This is a genomic window from Mesorhizobium sp. M4A.F.Ca.ET.090.04.2.1 (assembly GCF_003999085.1).
In the GTDB taxonomy this organism is placed as follows: domain Bacteria; phylum Pseudomonadota; class Alphaproteobacteria; order Rhizobiales; family Rhizobiaceae; genus Mesorhizobium.
Genome location: NZ_RZOT01000216.1, coordinates 1 through 9,162 on the forward strand (window position 1 = coordinate 1; position 9,162 = coordinate 9,162).

The window sequence follows — 9,162 nt, forward strand, 5'->3', positions numbered from 1 at the left end:
CTGAACGATTTGACGACCCGCTGGCCCCGGCGGGGCGACCGGAGCGCGACAAATTTCCTGTCGGCACCCCTGCCGGTCACCAATGCGCGCCAGAAAAAGAACCGCCAGCCCCGCGGGGAATAGTGGTAGACGCGAGCGTTGACGTTGCGCAGATCGTGGCCTTCGCGGCGCAGTTGGTGCATCAGCAAGGTGCAGGAGACCTTGAAGCCATTGTTTTCAGGAAACGGGTGGCTGGAAATCCAGTCGCGCCGGAAGGCAGTATTGTTGGCGTTGAGGGCCCGTTTCGAGGCGAACCTCTTGTCGCCCTGGGCCATCGGGAAGAACCACATCAGGGCAAAGGTTCTCGAAAAGAAGTCATCGCACAAAAGATACGTGTAGCCGTTGACACAGACGATGCCAGGGTCCTGAAACGGGCCGAGCAGGGTTGCAAGCCAGTCGCGTTCCGGTACGGTGTCTGAGTCCAGGAAGACGACCAGTTCGCCCTCGGTTGCCTTGATGCCATTGTTCTTGAGGTCGTAGTAGCGGCCGCCAGGGCAAGCCACGAAGCCTATCTCCGCCACTTCTTCCAATCGCGGCGCTTCGGCACGGAAGTTGCGCCGAAGCGTGTCCGCGTCCTCGGCTTGCCCGCCATGCGAGATGATCAGTTTCGGTCTCGCAAAGCCGATCGCGGAAACCGCGGCGATTTCGCGCGCCAGGGCGTTCAGCCCAACGCCGATCTCGGCCCAGTCGATCGACTTGGCGTTCTCCATTTCCACGACGATTGAATAGTCGGGGTATTCGTCAGCCATCGGGGGCGCTACCGGTTCATCGGAGTGTATGTCGCTATAACCCTGGTGGCCTGCTGTCAAACGACCGAGACGCTACCCACATCTGCGAGTTCGCCGCCTCGATCAAGTGGGTTTTCGTTGTTTCTAGTTCTTCAGGAAACCACGGAAGTGGCGCGGGCGATGCCAGAAGCTCGAAGGATCGGCGTACTCGGACAGAAAGCGCTCCCTCCATTCGTCATTGATTGTGTCGCGCTGGATTTCGAGACCTGACTCGATGTTGGTTCCCCAGGTAAGTTCGGTATCCGCCAAGCGTGCAATTTGCTTGAGGCTTGCTCGCGGATCTTGCTGAATTTGCTCGTAAGTCAGAGAAAGGTAGGGCAGTCCGTTTTTTGCGAACCAGCCATCCCAAGCCAGATTTTCCATCAGAATTCTTTCAAGCGAATCGACGATCGCGCCACCGTCATAGCGCGGCGGTGTGTCATTGATTTCCGTGGAGCGGAATCTGCGGGTTTGACGGGCGCGGGCCCAAGAAATCGCCTGGCCCAGCCGATCACGGCGCGTCAAGCGGACGTAACGCGGATTCGGAAGGCTCGCGGGCAGGTTCAATTTCTTGGCAACTTGAGCAAATTGGCTTGCGAAAAGCTTGATCGCGTAGATTCCTGAAGAGGATCGCCCGTCCGTCACCGCACGCAGAAGCTGCGCGCGGGGGGCGCGAGGATAATCCGGCAGCTCCAGCAAACGGCGACCGCCAAACCACTCAAGTGGACGCCCCAGTTCGGCGGAGGCCATCAACCCAGCGAGATGATTGCTACCGCTGCGCGGTGAGGTGCAGACAAGAATTCCCGCCTTTATCCCGGACAGAATGTCGGGCGGGATTTCAACCGTGGCCGCACGCCGACGAAAGAGACGCATCGCAATCATCGCTTCAGCAGAAACACTGCCTGCTGGCCGAAGAAATTCCAGAACCACCACGGCATGGAGAGGCCGATCCTCTGACCATTGCCGTCGAGGGCGGTTGCCTTTTCCACCGTGGCGCCAAGCTCCTCGCACAGATTGACGAAGTCACGGATGGTGCAGAAATGGATGTTGGGCGTGTCGTACCAGGAATAGGGCAGATCCTTGGTCACCGGCATCCGCCCCTTGACGAACAGCGACAGGCGCACCCGCCAGTGGCCGAAATTGGGGAAAGAGACGATGGCGCGGTTGCCGATTCTGAGCAACTCGTCGAGCACCAGCTTCGGATTGCGGGTCGCCTGCAGGGTCTGCGACAGGACGACGAAATCGAAGCCCTTGTCGGGATAGAATTCGAGATCCTTGTCGGCGTCGCCCTGGATGACCGAGAGGCCGCGCGCCACGCATTCGTTAACGCCGCGCTGCGACAGTTCCAGCCCACGGCCGTCGACCTGCTTGGTTTCCTGTAGTAATTCGAGCAGCAGCCCATCGCCGGAGCCGACATCGAGCACCCGTGACTGCGGCGGGATGAGATCGGCGACGACTTCAAGGTCGACGCGCTGGGCGCGGTTGACGCTCACAGGCTGGCCTCCCTTTTGGCGCATGATCCTGACTCGGAAAGTCTGCAACTTTCCGGGGTCATGCGCTCAGCCCCCTTGCCCGCGCGGCCGAGCCGATGAAGCCGTTGATGGCGGCGAACAGTTCCGGCTCATCGAGCAGGAAGGCGTCATGGCCGCGATCGGTCTCGATCTCGACGAAGGAGACGGAGGCGCCGGCAGCGTTCAGCGCATGCACGATCGAACGGCTTTCCTCGGTCGGGAACAGCCAATCGGAGGTGAAGGAGACCAGGCAGAAGCGCGTCTTGGTGCCGGCGAAGGCATCGGCCAGGCGACCACCGTGATCGGCGACGAGGTCGAAATAGTCCATCGCGCGGGTCAAATAGAGGTAGGTGTTGGCGTCGAAGCGGTCGACGAAGGTCATGCCCTGATGGCGCAGGTAGCTTTCGATCTGGAAGTCGGCGTCGAAACCGAAGGTCAGCGCCTCGCGATCCTGCAGGTTGCGGCCGAACTTGCGGTGCAGCGCCGCCTCCGAAAGGTAGGTGATATGGGCGGCCATGCGCGCCACCGCCAGCCCCTTCTCCGGACGCTTGCCGTATTCGAAATACTTGCCGCCATGCCATTCCGGATCGGCCATGACGGCTTGCCGGCCCACTTCGTGGAAGGCGATGTTCTGCGAGGAATGACGTGCCCCGGTGGCGATCGGCAGCGCCGAGAAGACGCGCTCGGGATAGCTCGCCGCCCATTCCAGCACCTGCATGCCGCCCATCGAGCCGCCAAGCACGCAAAACAGCTTCTCGATGCCGAAATGGTCGACCAGCATCAGCTGCGCCCGCACCATGTCGCGGATGGTGATGACCGGCAGGTCGAGGCCGTAGGGCTTGCCGGTGGCCGGATTGGTCGAAGCCGGGCCGGTCGAGCCGAGGCAGCCGCCCAGCACGTTGGAGCAGATGACGAAGAAGCGGTTGGTGTCGATGATCTTGCCGGGACCGATCAACACCTGCCACCAGCCCGGCTTGCCGGTCACCGGATTGGTGCTGGCGACATGCTGGTCGCCAGTCAGCGCGTGGCAGACCAGGATGGCGTTGGAGCGGGCGTCGTTCAGCGTGCCATAGGTCTGGTAGGCGATCTGAAACGGCGACAGCAGCGCGCCGGCATCGAGCTTGAGCGGCTTGTCGGCGCCGAAGCGCAACACCGGGCTCGACGGATTGTCGGCCTCGTTGCTGGTTTTTGCGGCGCGCAGAACGGCCATAACATCCTCTTACATTAGGCACCGTGGTTTCCGGAAACCGATTCCGGTTTCCGGACCAGGCGACTGTCCGGCCGGCGGCGGGCAACAAAAAACCGGCAATGCCTTCGCAAAGCCGGTTACAGGATGCAAACGGCCCTTTAGCGAATTGTTTAACGTGGCTGCAAGCCGACCGGCCAAATCACCACGGAACTGTCGCTGCTCTTCTAGGGCCAGCGCGGCTCGGCGTCAACGGTCGGGCTTTTCGCGCCCTTGCCGCCCTCTCGACATTCGCGGCCACGGCTTGTATTTCCGCTGCGGCCTTCGGTTGGAGGCATCCTCGACGGACTTTTGGACATGAACCAGACACCTGACAAGGCACGTCCGACGCCCCGCGCGGGCATCATGGACATCGAAGCCTATGTGCCCGGCAAGAGCACAGCGCCTGCCGGTGTCGCCAAGGTCCATAAACTGTCGTCGAACGAGAACCCGCTCGGCCCCTCGCCGAAGGCGATCGAGGCGGCGCGGGAGGTTGCCGCAAGGCTCGACGTCTATCCCGACGGCACCGCCAGGCGGCTGCGCGAGGCGATCGCCGAGGCGCACGGCCTCAACCCTGCGAACATCATCTGCTCCAACGGCTCCGACGAGATTCTCGGCCTGTTGGCGCAGACCTATCTTGCGTCCGGCGATGAAGCCATCATCACCGAGCACGCCTTCATGGTCTACAAGATCTACATCCAGTCGGCCGGCGCCACGCCGGTCACGGTGAAGGAGACCCATGAGCGCGCCGACATCGACGCGATCCTGGCAGCGGTGACGCCGCGGACCCGCATCATCTTCCTCGCCAATCCCAACAATCCGACCGGTACATACGTGCCGTTCCAGGAAGTGCGCCGGCTGCATGCCGGCCTGCCGAAGAACGTGCTCTTGGTGCTGGATGGGGCCTACGCCGAATATGTGCGCCGCAACGACTACGAGGCCGGCATCGAACTGGCGGGAAGCGCGGAGAACGTGGTGATGACCCGCACCTTCTCCAAAATCGGCCTTGGCGGCGCGCGCATCGGCTGGATGTATGGCCCCATGCACATCGTCGACGCGATCAACCGCGTGCGCGGCCCCTTCAACGTCAACGCAACGGCGATCGAGGCCGGCATCGCGGCGATCCGCGACCGCGCCCATGTCGAGCGCAGCGTGGCGCATAACGAAACCTGGCTCGCCTGGCTGAGCGACGAACTGACCAAGCTCGGGCTGCGCGTGACGCCGAGCGTCGGCAATTTCGTGCTGATCCACTTCCCCGAGGACGGCAAGCATTCGGCGGCGGCGGCGGACGACTATCTCACGGCGCGCGGCTACATATTGCGGCGGGTTTCCGGCTACGGCTTCCCCAACGCGCTGCGCATGAGCGTCGGCATCGAAGAAGCCAATCGCGGCGTGATTGCCGCCCTCACGACCTTCCTGAAAAGTTGAGCGCCATGGCACCTGTGATGTTCGAAAAGATCGCGCTGGTCGGCATCGGCCTGATCGGCTCGTCGCTGGCCCGCGTCATCCGCCGCGAGGGCCTGGCCCGCCATGTCGCCATCGCCACCCGCAGCCCCGCCACGCTGGCGCGGGCCGAGGAGCTCGGCCTCGGCGATTCCTACGCAACCGACGCCAGGCAAGCGGTGCGCGATGCCGATCTGGTTATCGTCTCGGTGCCGGTCGGCTCCTCCGGCGAAGTGGCGGAGGAGATCGCGCCGGCGCTGAAGAAGGGCGCCATCCTCACCGATGTCGGCTCGACCAAGGCTTCGGTCATCGCGCAGATGCAGCCTTATGTACCTGACGGCGTTCACTTCATTCCTGGCCATCCTCTGGCCGGCACCGAGAAGTCCGGACCGGACGCTGGCTTCGCCGACCTCTTCGACAACCGCTGGTGCATCTTCACGCCGGTGCCCGGCACCGATCCCGCGGCATTGGAAAGGCTTTCAGAGTTCTGGCGGCGCTGCGGCTCAAACATAGACACAATGGATCCGCAGCATCACGACATGACGCTGGCCATCGTCTCGCACCTGCCGCACATCATCGCCTACAACATCGTCGGGACCGCGGACGACCTGGAATCGGTGACCAAGACCGAAGTCATCAAGTACTCCGCCTCCGGTTTCCGCGACTTCACTCGCCTTGCCGCGTCCGACCCGACCATGTGGCGCGACGTCTGCCTGCACAACAAGGACGCTATCCTGGAAATGCTGGCGCGGTTTTCGGAGGACCTTGCTTCGCTGCAGCGGGCGATCCGCTGGGGCGACGGCGAGAAACTGTTCGACCTGTTCACGCGCACGCGCGCGGTCCGCCGCTCGATCATCGCGGCCGGCCAGGACATCGATGTGCCGGACTTCGGCCGCCAGGTCGTCGAGCATCCCGGCGCCAAGGGATAGGCGCGTCTAGAGCTTCTAATCGCCGGGTCAGTGGGCCGCCATCATGGCCAGCGTCTCTGCCCGGTCCGGGGCGCCGAGCCGGCCGCCGAAGCGCTGGCATTTGAGCGCCGCCGCAGCACTGGCAAAGCGCAAGGCCTGCTCGGGCGGCATAGCTTCCGCGAGGCCGACGGCAAAGGCGCCGTGAAACACATCGCCGGCCGCCAACGTATCGACCGCCTTGATCCTCGGCGCCGCGACATGGCGGACCGAGCCGGTGGAACGGTCGTGCCACCAGCTTCCCGCCGCGCCGCCGGTGACCGCGACAAAGGCGTCGGTACGGCTGGCAAGATCGGCGCAGGCGGTTTCCGGATCGAGCGCATGGCCGCAGACGATACGCGCCGCGGGTTCGGAAGCGACGATGTGCGTGGCCAGCGGCAACAACTGCTCCAGCACCTCCAGCGGCGCGGTATCGGCATCGAGGATCGCAGGCCGGCCATTGGCGCGCGCCGCGTTCAGGGCGAGCGCCGCGGCGCCCGGCCAGCGGACGTCGACCAGCACGGCGTCGAAGGCGGAGAGATCGGCGGGCAATTCAGCGGGGTCGGCCTGCGCCTTGCGGTCGTAGAACGGAACGATGATGCGCTCGCCATGCGCGTCAACGAGGATCGCGGCCAGCGCCGAGCGCGCGCCGGCCACACGTCGGACCAGGCTGCAATCGACGCCCTCGGCCTCGATCTCGGCAATCAGCTGGTCGCCGACGGCATCATCGCCCGCACTTGCCCAGAGCGAGACTTCGGCGCCGAGACGGCGGGCGGCGCAAGCGGCGCTGGTTGCCATGCCCGAGGCGATCTGGACGCCATCGGAAGCGATGAACTTGCCCTGATGCACGGGCAGCGTGTCGAGGCGAAGGATCGTGTCGAGGGTGAACGCGCCAACACTCAGGAGCTTGACCGGTTTATCCATCTGCTCGCAATCTCTTGTTGAGCATGATCTTGTCCGAAGACCTGTTTCCACCTTTTGCTGACGCGGGCCCTCGGTTCGGAACCATGCTCTAGTTGACCGGCTTGATCTTGCCGAGCGGGATGAAGCCGAGCGAGGCCTTGCCCTTGACGATCCTGAGCGGCATGGACGGTTCGTTACCGAGCATCGCCAGGCCGGCAAAGCCTTGCTCGATCTCGCTCTTGCGCTCGGGAATGGCGCCGCCAAGGATCGCCGCCACCGCCTTGGGATTCCTGAGCTTGATCGTCAGGTCGGCGTCGATCAGGCCGTCGGCATCGACCGATAGCGGCCCGGACACCGTTATCCGTGCTTCGCCAGACGACAGATCGAGCTTTGCGATGTCGACCGACTGGCCGCGCAGGCTCTTCGGCTGCGTCCTGATCAGCACGACACCGTTCTTCAGCGTCGCCTCGCCACTACCGTCGAGCGGCGGCAGCACGCGTCCGCCGATAGCATCGGCGTCGATCTCGAGATCGTTGAAACTGCCGGCATAGCCGATGTCCTGGCCATTCGGCTGCAATTGCCCGGCAGCCTTTCCGGCATAGAACAGTTCGACAGGATCACTGTTGTCAGCCGGATCGGTCTGGCCGGACAGGCCCTCGGCCTTCAGCGCGACGCGCCGGGGCAGCGGCCAGGAGAGCTTCGCATCCGCCCGCAGCTTGTCCCAGTCGATCCATAGCGGCGTCATCCCGGGCATGGAGGTCCTGAGCGGCCCGCGTAGATCAGCAACAGGCGACAGGGGCTGGTTGATCGCAGCCACGGCATTGAAGCTGCCGGTCGAGGCGGCGAGGTTCCTGGCATCGTCCTCATAGGCGAGCGTGTCGCAGGAAATGGCGAAACTGAGCGGATAGCCGCTGACGGTCAGGTTGGCGCAGCCGGCCTCGATGCCCTTGGCGTTGAGCGCGGCCACCGCCTTGTCGGCCTCGGCCCTGACGCGATCGGCGAGGTAGAACCAGCCGGCGCTGTAGATGGCGAACAGCACTGCAATGAAAGCGGCGAGCCAGAACAGCCGGCGGCGAAAGTTCGGCGGGCGCTGGTCAGTTGACGTCATGCTGGAGCTCTCATTGCCCCTGATATTGCGGGCGGACGGTTGTTACGCAACAAGCGGAAGACGGAAACACTGATTCCGGCGTGCGGTCGGGACTCACGCGATCAGGCTTGGCGATATGGGCGATTTTTGGGTTTTTGGCTATGGGTCGCTGATCTGGCGCCCTGGATTCGCGCATGTCGAGACGCGCCGCGCGCGCCTTTTCGGCTATCGGCGGTCGCTTTGTGTCTATTCCTTCGTGCACCGAGGCACGCGGCAGCGGCCGGGCCTGGTGCTCGGCCTCGACCGTGGCGGCTCCTGCATCGGGCTGGCGTTCCGCGTGCCCGGCGACCTGCGGGGCGAGGTTCTCGCCTATCTGCGCGAGCGCGAACTGGTGACCAGCGTTTATGTCGAACGCACGCTGGACATCCGGCTCGACGGGAACGGGACGGAGGCACGCAAGACGATCAAGGCGGTCGCCTACATCGTCGACCGCGCGCATGAGCAGTATGCCGGCGCGCTCGATGCGGCCCATGCGGCCGGCATCGTTGGCGGCGCAGCCGGCCAGTCCGGCAGGAACGAGGACTATGTGCTGAGCACGCTGGAGCACCTCAAGGCGCTCGGCATCCGCGACCACTGGCTGGAAGAGGTGGCGCGGCGGGTCGCGCCTTTGTGAAGCGCTGGCCTGCCGGAAAAGAAGGGCCAGGCCTTTGACCTCGGCAATCCAAGACCTAGCTTAGCTGCTGCCCCCAAGCCGGGCTTGCCCCGCATCATCCCAATCATCACGGAGTTCAATCTTGCACAAACGCCGTCTCGGTCGCACCGAACTTTCCATCGCGCCGCTGGTCCTGGGCGGCAACGTCTTTGGCTGGACCGCCGACGAGAAGATCTCCTTCGACCTGCTCGACCGTTTTGCCGATGCCGGCCTCAACGCCATCGACACGGCGGACGTCTATTCGCGCTGGGCTCCCGGCAACAAGGGCGGCGAGTCCGAAACCATCATCGGCAAGTGGATGAAAAGCCGCGGCAACCGCGACAAGATCGTCGTCATCACCAAAGTCGGCTCGGACATGGGCCAGGGCAGGCGGGATTTGTCCGCCGTCTATATCGAAAAGGCGGTCGACGCATCACTGAAGCGGCTGCAAACCGATGTGATCGATCTCTATCTGTCGCATTGGCCGGACCCGGCGACACCCTACGAGGAGACGCTCGGCGCCTATCAGAGCCTGCTTGCCAAGGGTAAGGT

General features: G+C 63.9%; 10 protein-coding genes and 1 riboswitch. Of the genes, 4 read left to right on the forward strand and 6 right to left on the reverse strand.

Annotated elements, in window-relative coordinates:
* The 4 genes from EN781_RS16610 to EN781_RS16625 all read right to left on the reverse strand — a co-directional run.
* On the reverse strand, window positions 1-788 hold a 788-nt coding region (locus tag EN781_RS16610; protein ID WP_127400156.1), incomplete at its 3' end, for a glycosyltransferase family 2 protein.
* A gap of 123 nt (window positions 789-911) precedes the next feature.
* On the reverse strand, window positions 912-1,739 hold the full coding sequence (locus EN781_RS16615) for a Stf0 family sulfotransferase (RefSeq protein ID WP_126058074.1): 828 nt from the start codon (window positions 1,737-1,739) through the stop codon (window positions 912-914).
* Window positions 1,685-2,299 carry a methionine biosynthesis protein MetW gene (metW, locus tag EN781_RS16620; protein WP_126058075.1) on the reverse strand — a complete coding sequence of 205 codons (615 nt, stop codon included), beginning with the start codon at window positions 2,297-2,299 and terminating at the stop codon, window positions 1,685-1,687. The genes EN781_RS16615 and metW overlap by 55 nt, the downstream gene beginning before the upstream one ends.
* A 58-nt stretch (window positions 2,300-2,357) precedes the next feature.
* Window positions 2,358-3,527 (reverse strand): homoserine O-acetyltransferase, encoded by a 1,170-nt coding sequence (locus EN781_RS16625; protein WP_126058076.1) that lies wholly within the window; start codon window positions 3,525-3,527, stop codon window positions 2,358-2,360.
* A 117-nt stretch (window positions 3,528-3,644) separates the two neighbouring features.
* Window positions 3,645-3,722, reverse strand: a riboswitch (SAM riboswitch).
* A gap of 138 nt (window positions 3,723-3,860) precedes the next feature.
* On the opposite strand from EN781_RS16625, the gene hisC reads away from it, so the two are divergent.
* The gene (hisC, locus tag EN781_RS16630; protein WP_126058077.1) at window positions 3,861-4,970 is read left to right on the forward strand and encodes a histidinol-phosphate transaminase; all 1,110 of its coding nucleotides are present in this window, start codon (window positions 3,861-3,863) and stop codon (window positions 4,968-4,970) included.
* 5 nt (window positions 4,971-4,975) lie between these two features.
* Window positions 4,976-5,914 carry a prephenate/arogenate dehydrogenase family protein gene (locus EN781_RS16635; protein ID WP_189347623.1) on the forward strand — a complete coding sequence of 313 codons (939 nt, stop codon included), beginning with the start codon at window positions 4,976-4,978 and terminating at the stop codon, window positions 5,912-5,914.
* A gap of 27 nt (window positions 5,915-5,941) precedes the next feature.
* On the opposite strand, the gene EN781_RS16640 is transcribed toward EN781_RS16635, so the two are convergent.
* Window positions 5,942-6,853, reverse strand: coding sequence for a sugar kinase (locus EN781_RS16640; RefSeq protein ID WP_126058079.1), 912 nt, complete (start codon window positions 6,851-6,853; stop codon window positions 5,942-5,944).
* Window positions 6,854-6,941: 88 nt separating this feature from the next.
* Entirely contained in the window at window positions 6,942-7,940 is a 999-nt protein-coding gene (locus tag EN781_RS16645; RefSeq protein ID WP_126058080.1) for a DUF2125 domain-containing protein, read from the reverse strand.
* A gap of 115 nt (window positions 7,941-8,055) precedes the next feature.
* Between EN781_RS16645 and EN781_RS16650 the strand changes: the two genes are divergently transcribed.
* Both EN781_RS16650 and EN781_RS16655 read left to right on the forward strand, forming a co-directional pair.
* On the forward strand, window positions 8,056-8,592 hold the full coding sequence (locus EN781_RS16650; RefSeq protein ID WP_126058081.1) for a gamma-glutamylcyclotransferase: 537 nt from the start codon (window positions 8,056-8,058) through the stop codon (window positions 8,590-8,592).
* A gap of 121 nt (window positions 8,593-8,713) precedes the next feature.
* Window positions 8,714-9,162: aldo/keto reductase (locus EN781_RS16655; protein WP_145965525.1), on the forward strand; the 449-nt coding region annotated here is incomplete at its 3' end.

Bases quoted from the DNA above. Each gene is read 5' to 3' on its own strand.
- EN781_RS16650 (WP_126058081.1), top strand. From the start codon at position 8,056: ATGGGCGATTTTTGGGTTTTTGGCTATGGGTCGCTGATCTGGCGCCCT.
- hisC (WP_126058077.1), top strand. From the start codon at position 3,861: ATGAACCAGACACCTGACAAGGCACGTCCGACGCCCCGCGCGGGCATC.
- EN781_RS16625 (WP_126058076.1), bottom strand. From the start codon at position 3,527: ATGGCCGTTCTGCGCGCCGCAAAAACCAGCAACGAGGCCGACAATCCG.
- EN781_RS16645 (WP_126058080.1), bottom strand. From the start codon at position 7,940: ATGACGTCAACTGACCAGCGCCCGCCGAACTTTCGCCGCCGGCTGTTC.
- EN781_RS16635 (WP_189347623.1), top strand. From the start codon at position 4,976: ATGGCACCTGTGATGTTCGAAAAGATCGCGCTGGTCGGCATCGGCCTG.
- EN781_RS16640 (WP_126058079.1), bottom strand. From the start codon at position 6,853: ATGGATAAACCGGTCAAGCTCCTGAGTGTTGGCGCGTTCACCCTCGAC.